Source organism: Cloacibacterium sp. Arc13, from assembly GCF_041431305.1.
GTDB classification, from domain to species: Bacteria; Bacteroidota; Bacteroidia; order Flavobacteriales; family Weeksellaceae; genus Cloacibacterium; species Cloacibacterium caeni_B.
In genome coordinates, this window is record NZ_JASMRM010000002.1 from 200,091 (window position 1) to 216,861 (window position 16,771).

The following is a 16,771-nucleotide window of genomic DNA, read 5'->3' on the forward strand; positions in this document are numbered from 1 at the left end:
GGTTTTAATCAGTTTATATTAATTTAAATTTTTTCTACTACTAAAATTTTGTTTTCTGTATTGATGATTTTCACACTTTCGCCAGAAAGAATTTCTTCTCCTTCGGTTACTGCATTGAGCTCATGGAAACTACCGTTAATGCTCACTTGAATTTTTCCAGTTCCCGATTTATGAGCGGGAATTTTAAGATAAACTTCAGCAGTTTTTCCGATGGTTTTTTCCATTTGAAAGGTGTTGTCTTCTTGTAATTTTAGAAATTGTTTGATGATGATAAAGAATATCGCCACAAAAATTAATCCTACTAAAGTTGCCAAAGCTACCAGAAGATAATTATTCATTTCGCCAAAAAAAGCTACACCAGTCCATCCAAAACCCAGAAGAAAATTAATGAGATTTCGGAAGGTAAACCATTCAAAAGGTGCATCTACATGATGAAAATCTCCATCAAAATCTGCATCAAAATCAGAAGATTCTACACCTACAAAAGTGAGGATGGTTTGCAATAAAAAAATAATGCTAGATAGGAGAGCAGAATACCAAAATGCTTGCTGAAGCACGCTCATCCCAGTAAAGAAATCGGTCATAGTTTAATAAAATAGTTTTTCAAATATAGCGAAAATCTGTTTCTTTATCAAGAAAAAGGAGACTTTTAAGCTTCTTTTTTTACCACCAGAATAAAATCTTCTTCTAAAAATTTATACCCAAAATCATACACAAAATAATATTGAGCTCCGTTTTTATAGGTTTTAATATTGGTGAAATATTCGAAATCAAAACCTGCAACCGAAAGTTTATTTCTAGTAGTTTTGGCTTTGTTTTCTACAAAATTTTGTTCAGAGAGAATTTTGAAATTTTTGCGCAGTTTATTATTAATATTGCGCATAAGGTTGGTTTGGTCTTTGTTCTGTTTATTGTTATAGGCGTTTCTACAAGCATCACTGCAGAATTTCTTATCTATTCTGCCCATGATTTTTTCGCCACATTCTAGACAGTTTTGCATGGATTTAGTTTTATGTAAAGATAAAAATCACTTTTTATTCACTTCAAATAAATTTTCAAGGAATTTTATTTTTTGTTCTTCAGTCCAGTTATTGGTATAAACTAAAAGATTGAGAAAGTCTTTTTGACTAGAGCCAAATAAAAATACATTGTCTGCTTTGCCGTCATTGTATTTCCAAATAATATATTCTGTTTTAGGATTTTCTTTTAATTTTTGAGTTTTAGAATTTAAAGATTCTCTATAATCAGCGTCCCATTTATAAAATGCGATTACGTTTTCAAAATCAGATTTTTCTTTTGCATAAAAAGGATAAGCTCTTTTAGGATTTTTTGCAATAGCAATAATTACGTTATCACTGTTTTTAAGATATGTCTGCCCAGAATCTTCTGCTGTATTCAGTTGTTGCCATTCTCCAGGAATTTTTACTTCTCCAGAATTGGTTTGTAATGAAGTATAAGATTCTTGACTGAAAATTACTTGCGGAAGTAGTAGTAATAAAAAGAATAGAAAATTTAGCTTTTTCATAGCAATTAGTTTTATGTAAAGATAAAAAAATCCGTTTGTAAACGGATAATATTTTTGAGATAGAATTATTAATTTTTTGATTTAAGAGACATTTAGTTTTTTTAACTCGTTTTTTAGCTAATAAATTGCAATCTGCCACTTAAATCATTTTAAGAATACAATGACTGTTAATTGGTACGCTAACTAAACTTACTTCTACAAATGTTGCTTCGTGAATTTCATTAGCACATCTTTTACCATTGTATATTTCACCAGTTATATGATTACAATCAACGTAATTTTGTTGACAAATATTGCAAATTGACTTTTCTGCGATTCCTGTTACACTTGCTCCTTTGATTTTGCCATTTTTGATTTTTCTTTTAATTGTTTTATCTAAAATTTTACATTCTTCAATTTCTAAAGCTTCATCAGAAACTTTTAATCTTCCCCAGCCAATAATTTGTGGTTTATGCTCTATAAAAATTGGAGTAGGTAAATGGGAATAAGGACTTAATCTCGAAAAACAACGTTTGAATGCATCTTTTTTTTTCTTTGATTTATTTTTTTTATCAAAAATTTCACTTCTTGTGACTGTTTTTTTATTTAAATCTATAATTTCATTAAAGGTTTGGTTTATGATAATTATATTTTTTCTGTTTTTATCTGTTTGATTCCATTTATCAATACTTTTTTGAATATAGTTACTAGCAATATTAAGTATCACACTTGTTGGGATTCCAGCTAAATACGCATAAAGAGGATCACTGAAAAATTCGTGTATTCCTTTTTTAAATAAATATTGAACTGGTTGATTGTTTTCGGGTCTTACAATTACTTCATAACCATTATTCCTCAATTCTTTAATTAATTCTAAAGTTCCTTTTGTTACCAATTTTTTTTCGGGAAATTTCCATGAATAAGGATTAAATGAATCAAATGAAATTGTTTTTTCCATCTTAATTATGCGTGATGTGTGGATAATTTGAAACTAACCCAAATATACAAAATAATCACAAAAATTTAAAATACTTATAAGTGTTTGATTTTCAATTATAAAAACTCATACAAACGACTACAAACGGATATAAATGACTAAATACCGACTAATATTTCGCTTTCGTCACAACTTTGCCAAAGAGATTCGAGGGAAACACAGAACGACTCGTTTCTAACGTTTAATTTAAAATTTATTATTATGTCTTTAAGAAACAAAGTGACGCTTATTGGTCACACCGGAAAAGAAGTAGAAATCGTAAATTTCGAAAAAGGAATGAAAGCTACAGTTTCTTTAGCAACCAACGATTATTACACCAATTCTCTTGGCGAAAAAGTAGAAGAAACTCAATGGCACAATTTGGTTGCTTTTGGTAAAACGGCAGAGATTTTTCAAAAATACGTGCAAAAAGGAAAAGAAATTGCCATCGAAGGAAAACTTACCTACAGAACGTATGATGACAAAGACGGGCAAAAACGCTACATCACCGAAATTAGAGTAGAAGAACTCTTGCTTCTAGGAACTAAATAACAAAAAAAACAAATAGAATTACAGCCTTGTCATTTTTTTGGCAAGGCTTTTTTTATTTGTAAAATTTTTGTCATTTTGAGCGCAACGAAGTGGAGTCGAAAAATCTTAATTGATTTTAATTAGATTCTTCATTGCATAATGCTTCGCAAAATTTCATTCAGATTGACAAAAAAAAATTAGAAAAATTGTAAATACCAGCTTTATAAATTTGTCAAAGCAAATAAATCTTTGCTTACTTTCAATAGTCATAAAATTATAAAATCTTTGCGTTTTTTTGAAATCAGAATGTTTAGAAATAATTTTCACTATTTTTGAAATATGAAAATCAATATCAGACCTATTCAACCATCAGATAACGCTATTCTAGCCAAAATCATCAGAAGTTGCTTCCATGATTTTGAAGTAAAATGTACTGCAGGAACTGTTTATACTGATCCTACAACAGATGATTTATATTCACTTTTTCAAACACCTAAATCTCAACTTTGGGTAGCAGAAGCAGATGATAAAATCGTAGGCTGTTGCGGAATTTTCCCCACCGAAAATCTTCCAGAAGGTTGTACAGAACTCGTAAAATTCTATATTTCTAATGAAGGAAGAGGAAAAGGAATTGGCAGATTATTGTTAGAAAAAACCATAGAAACCGCTCAAGAATTGGGATATTCGCAGATATATTTAGAAAGCATTCCAGAATTTTCTACCGCTGTTTCCATTTACCAAAAACAAGGTTTCCAATACCTGAATCAACCACTCGGAAATACAGGTCATGATGGTTGTAATCTTTGGATGCTGAAAGAAATGTGATGATTTGCGGATGTGACGAAGCGTTTATGCGATGATTATTGATAATTTCCGTATTTTTGCACAGAATTTATTAACCAATTAGCAAATCGACTAATTAACACATCAAGGAATGAAGCCAAGTTTAGCGAAAGGAACCAGAGATTTTACCGCGCAGGAAGTTTACCGTAGAAAATACATTATCAATACTTTACAGAAGAATTTTGAACTCTTCGGATTCCAACCTTTGGAAACGCCAAGTTTTGAAAATTTATCTACTTTGACGGGTAAATACGGAGAAGAAGGAGACCGATTGATTTTTAAAATCCTGAATTCTGGAGATTACGCTGCCAAAACAAAAGACGAAGATTGGAATGCTAAAAACTCTCAAAAACTCATCGCTCAGATTTCAGAGAAAGCTTTAAGATATGATTTAACCGTTCCTTTTGCACGTTTTGTAGCCATGAATCAGGGAACACTAACTTTTCCTTTTAAACGTTATCAAATTCAACCAGTTTGGAGAGCAGACAGACCTCAGAAAGGACGTTTCAGAGAGTTTTATCAGTGCGATGCAGATGTAGTTGGTTCAGAAAGTCTTTGGCAAGAAGTAGAATTGGTTCAGTTATATTTGAAGTCTTTCAAAGAATTACAAATTCCTGTAAAAATCCATATCAACAATCGTAAAATACTTTCTGGTTTAGCAGAATTTGCCAATATTTCTGAGCAATTGATTGATTTTACAGTGGCTTTGGATAAATTAGATAAAATCGGTAAAGATGGTGTAGTAAAAGAATTGAAAGAAAAGAACATTTCTGATGAAGCGATAGAAAAACTATCTTTCCTTTTTGATAATAAACCTCAATCTGAAGTTTTAGAAATTCTTAAAACCAATTTTGCCAATGTAGAAATCGGGAAAAGTGGAGTAGAAGAACTAGAATTTGTTTTAGAAAATTGTAAAAATCTAGACATTGACGATGAATTGGTATTCAACATCACTTTAGCGCGTGGTTTAGACTATTATACTGGTGCTATTTTCGAGGTAAAAGCACAAGGTGTAGAAATGGGTTCCATTGGTGGCGGTGGTAGATACAACAATCTTACCGAAGTTTTCGGGGTGAAAAATGTTCCAGGAATTGGAATTTCTTTCGGGTTAGATAGAATTTATTTGGTGATAGAAGAACTGAATCTTTTCCCACAAAATTCTGAAAGAAAAATAGAATATCTTTTTGCCAATTACGGAGAAAAAGAAGCATCACAAGCCATGAAGGTTTTAGCAAAACTCCGTGAGAAGGGAATCGCAGCAGAAATCTATCCTGAAAGTGCCAAACTGAAAAAACAATTTACCTACGCTGAAAAGAAAGGCATAGAAAACCTTATTTTCTTGGGTGAACAAGAAATTGCAGATCGAAATATCACCATCAAAAATCTAACTTCAGGTGAACAGAAAACAATGAAAATAGAAGAATTCTTATCATAAAAAAGCCATCGTAAAGATGGCTTTTTTATTTATGCTTGTGGAGCGTTTTCTACTTTTTCTTCTACTGTCTCTTTTGCTTCTTCCATTTTGGTTTCTGCTTGAGATTTTAAATCATTGAATTTTTCTTCCGCTTTTCCTTTTAATTCTTCGGCTTTAGATTTTAAATCATTACCGTATTTGGTAAGGTTGTCTTTTGCGTTATTCAATAGGTCGTTAACTTTTTGTTTTTCTTCAGGAGTTGCTTTTTTATATCTCCAAAAAGCTAGTGCTCCAAGACCTAAAAGTGCCAATAGTTTAGAACTGTTTTTCATAATTTTGGTATTTAGTGATGAATATAATTGGTTGTTGTGATTACAAATTTATTGTTTTATCACCCATTAAAGTTACAAAATTAAATTAAAATATTATAGTATTTACGTATTTAATTTATCTTTAAACAAATTAAAAAACAATGGATTATATCAATATCAATAAAAATTCTTGGAACGCCAAAGTAGATTATCACCTAAAATCTGATTTCTATTTTGTAGAAGAATTTATTGCGGGAAGAACTTCTCTCAATGAGCCAGAATTAAAACTTTTAGGAGATATTAAAGGCAAAAAAATTCTGCATTTGCAATGTCATTTTGGTCAAGATTCTATTTCTTTGGCAAGAATGGGAGCTGAAGTTACTGCAGTAGATTTATCAGACAAAGCGATTTCTGAAGCCAGAATATTAGCCGAAAAATGTGGAGTGGAAGTCAACTTTATAGAATCGAATGTATATGATTTACCAAATGTTTTAGAGGAGAAATTTGACATTGTTTACACCAGTTATGGTGTTATTGGTTGGCTTCCCGATTTAGAAAAATGGGCAAAAATAATTCAGCATTTTCTTAAACCCAATGGTGAATTCATCATGGTAGAGTTTCATCCTGTCATTTGGATGTTTGATGATGATTTTACCAAAGTTGCTTATGATTACCAATCATCAGAACCTATTGTAGAAACCTACGAAGGAACTTATGCTGATAAAGATGCGGCGATTACTCAAGAATATGTGATGTGGAATCATGCACTTTCTGAAGTATTTCAAAGTTTAATCAATCAAAATTTGGAGATTAAATACTTTCTAGAATACGATTGGTCGCCTTATGCATGTTTTAAACACACCGTAGAAGTAGAAAAAGGGAAGTATAGAATCAGTAAATTTGATAAAAAAGTGCCTTTAGTCTTCTCTATAAAGGCTATGAATAAAGAATTTTCAAATTAATGATTATTTTGTTTTTATTTTTACAAATATTTTCTATATTTGTTTCTTAATCGATATGATTAATGAAAAACCTATGAAAAAATGTGCCTCTCGTGAAAGCGAGAGGTTTTTTTATGTTTTTACTTCAATGGTATAAATGGTAATAATTATTCAGCAAGTGGTAGTTTTTACTGAACATGACAAATGACAGTAAGTATTTTAAAATCAGTAATATAACCCGTCGTAACTTTATGAAACAAAAAATAACTTTATGAAAAGAATTATTATTACTCTTGGTGTATTATGTTCAGGAGTTATGATGGCTCAAGTAGGTCATCTTATGCAAGGTATAGGTTCAGTAAATATGAGTATGGGTGGTGCAGCAACTGGTCAACCTATTGACATTAGCGGTGCGTTACAGTGGAATCCTGCGGGAATTACAGATTTTAATGGAAATACCGTTTCTGTAAATGCTGGTTTATTTATGTCTAACCCAGAAATATCTTCTTCTTATGGACCAATGTCTGGAGTGACTAAAGACGAAAAAGCCAACTCTATCATGCCTACTGTTGCAGTAACTTTTGGTAAAAATCCTCATCATAAATTTGGTATTTCTGTTTTCGGAGTGAGTGGTTTTGGTGTAGAATATCCAGAAAGCACCACCAATCCTATTCTCATGTCTCAACAATATGGTGGTTTTGGTAAAGTAGAATCTAATTATATGCTGATGCAAGTTGGTTTTGCTTATGCTTATAAATTCAATGAAAACTTCTCTATGGCAATACAGCCTAATGTGAATTATTCAGCTCTAAAAATTCATCCTAATCCATTGGCTAATCCAAGCATGACTGCGGGTTATCCTAATTCTGATAATGCTTCTGCAATTGGTTTTGGAGCACAAGTTGGGATGTATTACAAAACCAACAATGGTTTTAAACTCGGTTTATCTTATAAATCACCAGTTTATTTCAATGAATTTAAATTTGAGAACACTTATCTAGACAATACTAAAGGAGAAAACGAATTTACGATGAATTTCCCTGCAATTTATTCAGTAGGTGCTGGTTATTCTCATCGTTTATTTGATTTGGCTTTAGATTACAGATATGTAGACTATGCTAATACAGAAGGTTTCTTAGCCAACGGATGGAGCAATTATGGCGCTGTAAAAGGTTTCGGCTGGGAAAGCATCGATGTAATTTCTGCAGGGATTCAAATCAAAGCCATTGAAAAATTGCCAATTAGATTAGGATATACTTACAGTTCTAATCCTATTAATCCAGAATTGACAATGTTCTCTGTTCCAGCTTCTGCTATCATTAGAGATGCATACGAAATAGGAGTAGGATATAAATTAAACGACAAATTCACTATCAATGCAAATTACCATTATGGAGCTAGTGATGGCAAAACTTCTGGAGCATTATTAAACCCGATGATGGCATCACCATCTAATCCTTATGGTGCAATTCCAGGAAGCACTGTAGCGTATGAAATGACCACTTCTATGGCTCAAATAGGAGTAGATTTCAAATTCTAAAATATATTAATTTGACGCTAACTCTTCACTCTAAACAGTGGAGAGTTTTTTCTCCTATTTATATTTAGAGATGTACATGTATTTCATTTTGAAATCTAATTAACTAATGATAACTTTGTCCTCTCAAACAAACTCATTTATCCGAAAGGAGAAAACACAAATGATGAAAAAGAAACGCCTCTCAAAGTATTTTGAGAGGCGTTTTTTATGATATTGAAATAATTCTTAACCTAAGAACGGATATTTATAATCGGTAGGAGATAAGAAATTTTCTTTGATGCTTCTTGCAGAAACCCAACGAAGAAGATTCATTTTAGAACCTGCTTTGTCATTGGTTCCAGAAGCTCTCGCTCCACCAAAAGGTTGTTGACCAACTACAGCACCTGTCGGTTTATCATTGATGTAGAAGTTTCCAGCTGCATTTTCTAAGGCTTTAGTCGCCTCGTTAATCGCATATCTGTCTTGTGCAAATACAGCACCTGTTAATGCATAAGGAGAAGTTTCATCTACTAATTGTAACGTAGCTTTCCAATCTTGGTCTTCATACGCATAAATCGTAAGAATTGGGCCAAAGATTTCTTCTTCCATACTTTCGTAGTGAGGATTTTTAGCTTGAATAACTGTAGGCTGTACAAACCAACCTTTGCTGTCATCACAACCACCACCGAAGATTACTTCTGCATCATTGGCATTTTGAGCTCTTTCGATATAGCCTTTGCATTTTTCAAATGAAGCTTTATCAATTACCGCATTTACGAAATTAGAAGGATCTTCTGGACTTCCCATTTTAATTTCTGCCAATTGTTCTCCCATAATTCTTTTTACTTCTCCCCAAAGTGATTGCGGTACGTAAGCTCTAGAAGCAGCAGAACATTTTTGACCTTGATATTCGAAAGCACCTCTTACCAAAGCAGTAGCTACTTGACTAGGAACAGCAGAAGGATGAGCTACTACAAAGTCTTTACCACCAGTTTCTCCTACGATTCTAGGGTAAGTTTTATATTTATGAATATTTTCGCCAATTTGTCTCCATAACGATTGGAAAACTTCTGTAGAACCAGTGAAGTGGATTCCAGAGAAATCTGGGTGTTCTAGAATTTGCTTAGAAGTTTCTGCACCACCAGAGAAAACCATGTTGATAACACCTGCTGGTAAACCTGCTTCTATCAATACATCCATAATAACCTTAGCAGAATAAATCTGCGTAGCAGATGGTTTCCAAACCACTACATTTCCCATCATCGCCATAGAAGTAGGCAAGTTAAGAGAAATCGCGGTAAAGTTAAACGGCGTAATCGCATAGGTAAAACCTTCTAATGGTCTGTATTCTGCTCTATTCCAGATTCCTGCATCAGAAACGGGTTGTTCAGAATACAATTCCGTCATAAATTGTACGTTAAAACGTAAGAAATCTATCGCTTCACAAGCTGAATCTATTTCTGCCTGCATTGCATTTTTACTTTGACCAATCATCGTAGCAGCGTTGATTTTATCTCTGTAAGGACCAGCCAATAAATCAGCAGCTTTTAAGAAAATAGAAGCTCTTTGCTCCCATGGTAAATTAGCCCATTCTGCTCTTGCTTTCAGACAAGAATTGATGGCATCGTCTACATGTTGTTTATTTCCTTTATGGTAATATCCTAAAGTGTGTTGATGATCTTGAGGAGAGTGTAGTGATACCTTTTCACCAGTTTTCACTTCTTTTCCGTCAATAACCATAGGGATTTCTACTTCTTCTGACCACATTTTTTGGTAAGTAGCAATCAGGGATTTAATCTCTGCAGAACCAGGAGCATAGCTTCTTACAGGTTCGTTTTTAGGAGTAGGAACTTGCGAAATTGCGAATGACATATACTTTTAAATTTTAGATTTTAATTTGTTGATGAAGATAAGAAACAGTTCTTATTCATATCCTACAAAAATACAATATAAACCTTCACCCACCAAAACACTTCGGTTACATTTTATGGAACTACAAGAAAATAAGTCTGATAGACAAATAAAATAAAAACATTTCTCACAATTCTATAATTTTGCTTCACTGATTTTTACCGAAATTTGTAGAAAAATAAATACAATGAAAATCATAAAAGGACTTGCCATCATGGCATTGGTAGCTACTATTTTTACTTCATGCGTAGGAATTCCAGATGGAGTAACGGCAGTACAAAATTTTAACAAAGACAAATATCTAGGCAAATGGTATGAAATCGCTAGGTTTGATTTCCGTTTCGAAAGAAACTTAGACAATACCACAGCGCAATATTCCATCAATCCTGATGGAAGCATCAAAGTACTGAACCAAGGGTACAACTATGTGAAAAAAGAATGGGATTCTGCTGAAGGAAAAGCCAAATTTGTAGGTTCTGAATCTGAAGCGAGACTCAAAGTTTCTTTCTTTGGGCCATTTTATGCTGGGTATAATGTGGTAGCTATTGACGAAAATTATCAGAATGCGCTTATTTATGGGAATTCTACAAAATATATGTGGATTCTATCTAGAAATAAAACCATAGACGAAGCCACCAAAAAAAGATTCGTCGAGAAAGCAAAAAAAGACGGTTTCGATGTTTCAAAACTCATCTGGGTAAATCACAACAAAGACTAAATTCATTTCAATAACAAAAAAACTCGAGTAATCTTATTCGAGTTTTTTTTGTCTTTAATATTAACCTCAACCTTTACCTTTACCTTTACCTTTACCTCATCCTTACCTATACCTATCTTCCAAATCGATAATATGGGACTAAAGCATTTTCTTTTTTCTGTAAAAGGTCTACTATAATTTTTCTTCCTTGTGTAGAAAAAGTAATACCATTTCCACCAAAACCTAAGCAAAACAAACAGTTTTTGTATTCTGGAGATTCCCCAATATAAGGCAATCCATCTTTGGTGGTTCCAAAAATTCCACCCCAAGAAATATCTTCGATGAAGTCTAAATCGGGTAGGGTTTTCTCAAGTTTTTTAATAAGCGTTTTGCTTTTTTCTTCTTTAATATTTTGTTGAAGTATGGTATCTTTATACACAGAATCTTCGCCACCCACTAAAAATCTACCATCATCCGTAGTTCTCATATAGAGATAAGGATCTTGAGTATCCCAAATCAAAATCTTTTCTAGATTTTTATTATAGGTTTGCGTGGGTTCACTCACGGTTGCGTAAGTATAAATCAAATCGGCAACTTTTTCTTTGAGTAAATTCAAAGATTCAAAACCTGTGCAGAAAACTATTTTTTGAGCATTAATGGTATGATTTTCTTGCGTAATGACTTTCGGAGTTTTGTCTTGATCTTGAATGCTTTTAATTTCGGTTTGGTCAAATACTTTCATGCCTCTTTTTACATTGAAAGCGATAAGTTCATGCGCCATTTGATACGCATCTACACTAGCGGCAGTATCACTTAGAATGCCACCATGAGAAACAATGCCATAAGTTTTTTTGATAGCATCTGGCTCTAACCATTTTACGCCCAGTTGATGTTTTTTTCTGATTTCAAATTCCTGATAAAGTTCTTTTGCAGCGGTTTTATTGTGCGCAATATAGAGGGAATTCTTCATTTGGAAACCACAATTTAATTTTTTGGTTTTCACCAATTTTTTTAAATCTTGAATCGCAGTGATGCCTTCTTGATAACAAAGTGCTGCAGCTTCTTCGCCAATTTTCTTTGCCAAATCTTTTAATGGTTTATCTATTTCGTATTGCAACATGCTGGTAGTAGCACTCGTGCTTCCTTGTCCGATGTCTCGTCTGTCGATGAGAGTCACTTCATAACCTGCATCCATTAAGGCATCAGAAATTAGAGCGCCAGTAATGCCACCACCAATTACCAAAATTTCTGTTTTTATATTTTTTTGTAAAGTAGGATAGGTGTAGAGTAAGCCGTTTTTGAGCAGCCAAAAAGATTCAAAGGTTCTTAGTCTCATATCATTTGTGTTTTAAAGTGTTTACAATGAACTTATTTCTTTCCTCTTGAGAATAGCCAAAATATCACGACTAATACTAAGGCAATTAAGAAAAATCCCCAATACATTCCTGCTTTGAAAACGGTTTCTACCGCTTCACAACTCGTCAATAAGGTCAATAAAAATAAAGTTACGGTGGATAAGATATATTTTTTCATAGGGTAAAATTTTAGGTTAAACGAAATATTGTCTAAGTTGCCAAGCCATTTTTTCATGGTCTTGCATTAATCCGGTTAAAAAATCTGCGGTTCCTTTGTCTTCATATTTTTCTTCACAGTCGTCTATGGAAGTTCTGAGAGATTTTACAATACTCTCATGGTCTTGCAAAAGTTCTTTTGCCATTTCCAGAGGAGATGGGCATTTTCCGGGACTTTCTTTTAGCTTTGAGAGTTCTGCAAACTCTATAGTAGTACCTACTGCCATTCCGCCAAGCGTAGAGATGCGTTCGGCTACTTCATCAATGGCTTTTTCTATTGCCTCATACTGTTCTTCGAAGAGGCGGTGAAATTGCATGAAGTCTGGTCCTTTCAGATTCCAATGAAACTTTCTGAGTTTTAAGTATAACACATTGCCATCTGCTAAGATAGTGTTTAGGTTATCACATACTTTCTTGAGGTTTGCAGCACTGATGCCGATGTCTACTTTCATAATGATTATATTTTGTGTGGGTATTGATACAAAAGTAAAATACGATCAAGCAGTTGGACTTATATAATCCTGATGAATTGTTATAAGATTTTAAGGGAATGTATAGGGTATTGTTCCCCGACATCAAATACCTCTCACCTACATTTTTTATAAACTGTATTTTTATTATCCTAGAAAAATAAATTCTTTCAGGCTGTTTATATATATACATAATATTTAAATGAGAACGATTATTTTATAATGTAAACCCGTTGTGCGTTTTAAAATTAAGAAAGGAAAAGATTGTGTATACTGCGAATAATTAAATTAGGCTTCCAAAAATGTCTGATTTGGAAATTGTTGCACTTAATATTATTACAAAATATACATCAATTAACTCTGACTTACAGTTGTTTAGATGTATTTCAGTAAATGATTCGGATGGGGAAATTGAAAGAAGTGTCTAGATTAAAAGAAAAAGAAAATTTTTTCCTTACATTGAAAAAAAACAGAGAGACTTTAAGTAACAAGTTTCAGATTTTTAATGTTGTATTTATTCTGGATCAAATACTAATTAAAATATCCAAAATCAGTAGAGCCAATCGTTCAGCAATATGCAAAACATATGAAATTAAACCTTCATTTGGATATTATGCCGCACAGAAGTCAATATATTTTGGAGATAAATTTCATCTGATTTTCTAGAAGAAAGGAATTTTTCATTCTTTCGATTTTTAGACGGTAAATGTCTTGTTTATTAAATGATATTAAAGAAAATTTTTAGAATTGCTTTTTAATAGGAGATAGAGGATATTTCAACAAAGAAGTTAAAATGGATTCGTTCAACTATTCTATGATAAATTTTTCAGGCCCGATGTGTAAAAACCAACATAATTTTGTAAAACTTTCAATAATGAAATCAAAAAACAGAAAGAGGGTTGAAACCAAGATTTCGCATTTATGTGGACAGTTCACAAACAACAACAAAAACTTTGCAAAAACATTTCAAGGTTTAGCAACAAGAATAGTGTCTAAAATAAATTCTTTTACGATGATTCAATACCTAAATTTTTCATATTTAAAAGAAGTTTGAATAAATTAAAAATTAATTTGTGCTAAATGCACAACAAGTTTTACTTCATATTAAAGATTCTTGACACTAAAAAATCTTTACATTTCTTCAGATTAGTAAAAAAGGGTAGGGAAGGGATTTTCTCAAAAAAACTTTCTTTTTAAAACATGCTCTTTGATATTATTGTTTAATTTAATTCTCTATATATTGAAAGATCATTCTTAATCCCTCTTCATTATCGAGATTTATTTTATTTTTTTTGATTACTTTCAGTATATTTTTTTCTTTTTCTGGAAAAAGACTTGCAAAAGAATTCTTATTTTTTGGTAATGCCGTTAGTTTATCATTGAGTATGATAAAAAAAGTCTCTGGTAAGTTATAAAACATAGCTTGTTTATCTTCTGTATAACCATTTTTGGCCTTTTCAAAGGGCTGAAATTTACTTTTAATTTTTTTAAATACATTATATTTTTTTCCTTCATACACTATAAAATAATATCCCGTATCAATAAGTTTTAACTTTTTGCCAGTTAAAGTTAATAGAATAGTGTCATAATTTGCTGTTTTTGGCAAAATGAATGGTTTTCCATTTTTAAGAAATTCAATGTTATCATTATACATGTCATATCTTGTCATTACTTGATCAGGATATTCTGATATTTTGCTCGCTACAAAATCTTTAGTAAAATATGGGCTACCTTCTAATTCTGAGAGATTATCTTTCCCAATTGTTTTGAACCACATGTTTTCCATTAGACGGTCCCCTCTAAAATCTAAATCCGTTTGACAATAAATGTATGAACTTAATACAAGAGCTACTAAAGTGATAAGATTTTTTATCATAAAAAATTTATATAAGTTTATATAACAAATTTAGCAAAAAAATAAATATAAAGGTTACTTAAATTAAAATAAATTAAATGTAAAAATATAATTGTTAGTTTAATAATATAAAAAAGGAAATGGAAAGGAAATTTTTATTCTTTAATTTTCAGAAATCAGGGAGTTAAAAGGCTGTGGTGATAGTCTATGAGGGCGATTGATAGATTGTATTTGGTTCGTTGGAAGATAATGACTACTTTTGCCGCCTATTATCAGGAACCTCTACGGGAGGTAGCAACCTGCAACAACAAGCAAGGTGCTAAAGCGATAAGCCAAACTTTTTTGGAAAAAATGTTGTCTATCTTTTGTAAAGTTCCTGTGTTAAATTTTTAAATTTTATGAACTCTACAAAAGCAAATTTTCTCAGTTTACTTCCTTTTTTAATTTTCGTAGGTACATTTTTAGGTGCCGGAATTGTATTGCAAGATTTTTATGCCTTGCCATCGCCTATTGCCGTGAGTATCGGTATTATTGCCGCCTTTGCCATGTCTAGGTTGCCTCATCAAGAAAAAATCAAAACTTTTTTACACGGTTGTGGAGAGTCCAGTGTATTGACCATGTGTATTATTTATCTATTGGCAGGCGCTTTTTCTACCGTAGCACAAGTTTCAGGCAGTGTAGATGCGGTAGTGAATATCGGGCTAACCTATATCTCTGCAGATTATTATGCTCTAGGGATTTTTCTTTTGGCATCATTTCTTTCCTTGTCTTCTGGAACCTCGGTTGGTGCTATTGTCGCATTAGGGCCTATCGCGATACAGTTGGCTCAAAAAAGTGGAGCAGACCTTAACCTCATTGGGGCAAGTCTTTTGGGTGGTGCCATGTTTGGCGACAATCTTTCGGTGATTTCTGATACTACCATTGCAGCAGCTCAAACGTTGGGCAGCAGCATGAAAGATAAGTTCAGAACCAATTTTTATTTGGCTGCCCCTGCTGTAGTATTAACGGTGGTGATTTTATTGATTATAGGATTTAGCAATCCTGTTGCGCCCATTGCCTACACGCCAACTCCCATTTCTTGGGAACTTATTTTCCCCTATTTGGTGGTTTTGGTATTGGCTTTTTTAGGGTTAGATGTATTTCTTGTGTTGGTCATCGGGATATTTTTAGCGGGAGCCATTGGTTTATGGCAAGGAAACCTTACATGGTTGAGTTTTGCCAAAGCCAGTTATGAAGGCTTCACGTCTATGACCGAAATTTTCTTATTGTCTTTGCTTACAGGAGGTTTAGCTGCCTTAGTAGAAAAAGCAGGGGGAATTCAATATTTATTGAACAAAATAGAAGCTAAGATTAGCTCAGCCAAATCTGCACAATTGGGAGCAGGATTGATTACAGGTTTGGTAAATCTCTGTATTGCCAATAACACCGTGTCGATTTTAATCTCTGGGAAAGTGTTGAGACCTATTTCTGAACGTTTTGAAGTTCCTGCCCGAAAGATGGCTTCTGTGATTGATATTTTTGCGTGTATCGTTCAAGGGTTGCTTCCTTATGGTGCTCAGGTTTTATTGATTATCGGTTACAGTAAAAATAAAATCAATTATGTGGATATGCTCTCGCATTCTTATTATTTAGGGCTTCTGTTCTTAATGGTGGTGGGTTCTATGTTTTGGGGAAGGTCTAGGAATGTGGTGCCTTCGGGAGGCTCAGGCAACGTGTAACAGAAAAATTGGTGGCTGAGCTTGTCGAAGCCACAGCATCAACAAATAAACTCTGCTTTTCAGATTTAATGTTCTTTTGTCTTGAAACAAAAGAACCAAAAGTTCAAGTCTGGAAATCCTCAGCTAAAAAAGAATAACCTTTTCTAAAAACTCTGAAACTCACTCGGCAGAATGCCGAGCTTAAACAGCAGACTTTTTTAACGAAAAGGTTATTCATTTTTTTTACGCTTGCGGTTTCCTAGGACATCAATTAAAATAGGTAATTTTTCAACGTCTATGTTCCTAGGTTAAAAGTTTTAATATCACAAGGTTCACGGAGAGTTGTTGAAATGATAGCGTTTTTGAGTTCCCAAAGGAACATCAGAGATGTTCTTTAAAGCACACGGATTTTAATGCAATAGATATAAAACTTTATTATAATTTTTTGCACCCTTACTTGTTAATAACTTTTATCAATGTTGTTTGCAAGTTTTTTTCATATTACCTATTATTGTACTATTAATTAATTAA

General features: G+C 32.8%; 17 protein-coding genes and 1 riboswitch. Of the genes, 7 read left to right on the plus strand and 10 right to left on the minus strand.

Annotated features, from left to right (window positions below):
* Nucleotides 1-23: 23 nt before the first annotated feature.
* The 4 genes from QO190_RS02860 to QO190_RS02875 all read right to left on the minus strand — a co-directional run bounded on the left by QO190_RS02860 (nt 24) and on the right by QO190_RS02875 (nt 2,462).
* Nucleotides 24-584 (minus strand): NfeD family protein, encoded by a 561-nt coding sequence (locus QO190_RS02860; protein WP_371461231.1) that lies wholly within the window; start codon nt 582-584, stop codon nt 24-26.
* A gap of 65 nt (nt 585-649) precedes the next feature.
* Nucleotides 650-1,000: a DUF2116 family Zn-ribbon domain-containing protein gene (locus tag QO190_RS02865; protein ID WP_104793669.1), complete on the minus strand. Its 351-nt coding sequence runs from the start codon at nt 998-1,000 to the stop codon at nt 650-652.
* A 27-nt stretch (nt 1,001-1,027) separates the two neighbouring features.
* Nucleotides 1,028-1,525: a hypothetical protein gene (locus QO190_RS02870; RefSeq protein ID WP_371461230.1), complete on the minus strand. Its 498-nt coding sequence runs from the start codon at nt 1,523-1,525 to the stop codon at nt 1,028-1,030.
* 139 nt (nt 1,526-1,664) lie between these two features.
* The gene (locus QO190_RS02875) at nt 1,665-2,462 is read right to left on the minus strand and encodes a hypothetical protein (RefSeq protein WP_371461229.1); all 798 of its coding nucleotides are present in this window, start codon (nt 2,460-2,462) and stop codon (nt 1,665-1,667) included.
* A 240-nt stretch (nt 2,463-2,702) separates the two neighbouring features.
* Here QO190_RS02875 and QO190_RS02880 point away from each other — a divergent pair, with 240 nt between their 5' ends.
* The 3 genes from QO190_RS02880 to hisS all read left to right on the plus strand — a co-directional run bounded on the left by QO190_RS02880 (nt 2,703) and on the right by hisS (nt 5,289).
* Nucleotides 2,703-3,032: a single-stranded DNA-binding protein gene (locus tag QO190_RS02880; protein ID WP_104793665.1), complete on the plus strand. Its 330-nt coding sequence runs from the start codon at nt 2,703-2,705 to the stop codon at nt 3,030-3,032.
* Between the two features lie 318 nt (nt 3,033-3,350).
* Nucleotides 3,351-3,836 carry a GNAT family N-acetyltransferase gene (locus QO190_RS02885; RefSeq protein WP_371461228.1) on the plus strand — a complete coding sequence of 162 codons (486 nt, stop codon included), beginning with the start codon at nt 3,351-3,353 and terminating at the stop codon, nt 3,834-3,836.
* A gap of 109 nt (nt 3,837-3,945) precedes the next feature.
* Nucleotides 3,946-5,289 (plus strand): histidine--tRNA ligase, encoded by a 1,344-nt coding sequence (gene hisS / locus QO190_RS02890; protein ID WP_371461227.1) that lies wholly within the window; start codon nt 3,946-3,948, stop codon nt 5,287-5,289.
* A 29-nt stretch (nt 5,290-5,318) separates the two neighbouring features.
* On the opposite strand, the gene QO190_RS02895 is transcribed toward hisS, so the two are convergent.
* Nucleotides 5,319-5,600, minus strand: a complete 282-nt coding sequence (locus QO190_RS02895) for a YtxH domain-containing protein (protein ID WP_213189229.1) — start codon at nt 5,598-5,600, stop codon at nt 5,319-5,321.
* A 140-nt stretch (nt 5,601-5,740) separates the two neighbouring features.
* Here QO190_RS02895 and QO190_RS02900 point away from each other — a divergent pair, with 140 nt between their 5' ends.
* On the plus strand, nt 5,741-6,541 hold the full coding sequence (locus QO190_RS02900; protein ID WP_371461226.1) for a class I SAM-dependent methyltransferase: 801 nt from the start codon (nt 5,741-5,743) through the stop codon (nt 6,539-6,541).
* 250 nt (nt 6,542-6,791) lie between these two features.
* Entirely contained in the window at nt 6,792-8,060 is a 1,269-nt protein-coding gene (locus QO190_RS02905; RefSeq protein WP_371461225.1) for an OmpP1/FadL family transporter, read from the plus strand.
* A 225-nt stretch (nt 8,061-8,285) separates the two neighbouring features.
* On the opposite strand, the gene pruA is transcribed toward QO190_RS02905, so the two are convergent.
* Nucleotides 8,286-9,911 carry an L-glutamate gamma-semialdehyde dehydrogenase gene (pruA, locus tag QO190_RS02910; protein ID WP_371461224.1) on the minus strand — a complete coding sequence of 542 codons (1,626 nt, stop codon included), beginning with the start codon at nt 9,909-9,911 and terminating at the stop codon, nt 8,286-8,288.
* Nucleotides 9,912-10,137: 226 nt separating this feature from the next.
* Between pruA and QO190_RS02915 the strand changes: the two genes are divergently transcribed.
* Nucleotides 10,138-10,668, plus strand: coding sequence for a lipocalin family protein (locus tag QO190_RS02915; RefSeq protein WP_371461223.1), 531 nt, complete (start codon nt 10,138-10,140; stop codon nt 10,666-10,668).
* A 112-nt stretch (nt 10,669-10,780) separates the two neighbouring features.
* Here QO190_RS02915 and QO190_RS02920 read toward each other — a convergent pair whose 3' ends face one another.
* The 4 genes from QO190_RS02920 to QO190_RS02935 form a co-directional block, all read right to left on the minus strand.
* Nucleotides 10,781-11,983 carry an NAD(P)/FAD-dependent oxidoreductase gene (locus QO190_RS02920; protein WP_371461222.1) on the minus strand — a complete coding sequence of 401 codons (1,203 nt, stop codon included), beginning with the start codon at nt 11,981-11,983 and terminating at the stop codon, nt 10,781-10,783.
* A gap of 32 nt (nt 11,984-12,015) precedes the next feature.
* The gene (locus QO190_RS02925; RefSeq protein ID WP_371461221.1) at nt 12,016-12,180 is read right to left on the minus strand and encodes a phosphatidate cytidylyltransferase; all 165 of its coding nucleotides are present in this window, start codon (nt 12,178-12,180) and stop codon (nt 12,016-12,018) included.
* 16 nt (nt 12,181-12,196) lie between these two features.
* Nucleotides 12,197-12,670, minus strand: a complete 474-nt coding sequence (locus QO190_RS02930) for a Dps family protein (protein WP_371461219.1) — start codon at nt 12,668-12,670, stop codon at nt 12,197-12,199.
* Between the two features lie 1,243 nt (nt 12,671-13,913).
* Nucleotides 13,914-14,564, minus strand: a complete 651-nt coding sequence (locus QO190_RS02935) for a hypothetical protein (RefSeq protein ID WP_371461218.1) — start codon at nt 14,562-14,564, stop codon at nt 13,914-13,916.
* A gap of 243 nt (nt 14,565-14,807) precedes the next feature.
* A riboswitch (SAM-I-IV-variant riboswitch) is annotated at nt 14,808-14,905 on the plus strand.
* Between the two features lie 36 nt (nt 14,906-14,941).
* On the opposite strand from QO190_RS02935, the gene QO190_RS02940 reads away from it, so the two are divergent.
* The gene (locus tag QO190_RS02940; RefSeq protein WP_371461217.1) at nt 14,942-16,261 is read left to right on the plus strand and encodes a Na+/H+ antiporter NhaC family protein; all 1,320 of its coding nucleotides are present in this window, start codon (nt 14,942-14,944) and stop codon (nt 16,259-16,261) included.
* Nucleotides 16,262-16,771 lie beyond the last annotated feature (510 nt).

Coding starts and splice junctions, on each gene's coding strand:
- pruA (WP_371461224.1), bottom strand. CDS start 9,911: ATGTCATTCGCAATTTCGCAAGTTCCTACTCCTAAAAACGAACCTGTA.
- QO190_RS02935 (WP_371461218.1), bottom strand. CDS start 14,564: ATGATAAAAAATCTTATCACTTTAGTAGCTCTTGTATTAAGTTCATAC.
- QO190_RS02940 (WP_371461217.1), top strand. CDS start 14,942: ATGAACTCTACAAAAGCAAATTTTCTCAGTTTACTTCCTTTTTTAATT.
- QO190_RS02920 (WP_371461222.1), bottom strand. CDS start 11,983: ATGAGACTAAGAACCTTTGAATCTTTTTGGCTGCTCAAAAACGGCTTA.
- QO190_RS02885 (WP_371461228.1), top strand. CDS start 3,351: ATGAAAATCAATATCAGACCTATTCAACCATCAGATAACGCTATTCTA.
- QO190_RS02865 (WP_104793669.1), bottom strand. CDS start 1,000: ATGCAAAACTGTCTAGAATGTGGCGAAAAAATCATGGGCAGAATAGAT.
- QO190_RS02905 (WP_371461225.1), top strand. CDS start 6,792: ATGAAAAGAATTATTATTACTCTTGGTGTATTATGTTCAGGAGTTATG.
- QO190_RS02925 (WP_371461221.1), bottom strand. CDS start 12,180: ATGAAAAAATATATCTTATCCACCGTAACTTTATTTTTATTGACCTTA.
- QO190_RS02915 (WP_371461223.1), top strand. CDS start 10,138: ATGAAAATCATAAAAGGACTTGCCATCATGGCATTGGTAGCTACTATT.
- QO190_RS02900 (WP_371461226.1), top strand. CDS start 5,741: ATGGATTATATCAATATCAATAAAAATTCTTGGAACGCCAAAGTAGAT.
- QO190_RS02930 (WP_371461219.1), bottom strand. CDS start 12,670: ATGAAAGTAGACATCGGCATCAGTGCTGCAAACCTCAAGAAAGTATGT.
- hisS (WP_371461227.1), top strand. CDS start 3,946: ATGAAGCCAAGTTTAGCGAAAGGAACCAGAGATTTTACCGCGCAGGAA.
- QO190_RS02860 (WP_371461231.1), bottom strand. CDS start 584: ATGACCGATTTCTTTACTGGGATGAGCGTGCTTCAGCAAGCATTTTGG.
- QO190_RS02895 (WP_213189229.1), bottom strand. CDS start 5,600: ATGAAAAACAGTTCTAAACTATTGGCACTTTTAGGTCTTGGAGCACTA.
- QO190_RS02875 (WP_371461229.1), bottom strand. CDS start 2,462: ATGGAAAAAACAATTTCATTTGATTCATTTAATCCTTATTCATGGAAA.
- QO190_RS02880 (WP_104793665.1), top strand. CDS start 2,703: ATGTCTTTAAGAAACAAAGTGACGCTTATTGGTCACACCGGAAAAGAA.
- QO190_RS02870 (WP_371461230.1), bottom strand. CDS start 1,525: ATGAAAAAGCTAAATTTTCTATTCTTTTTATTACTACTACTTCCGCAA.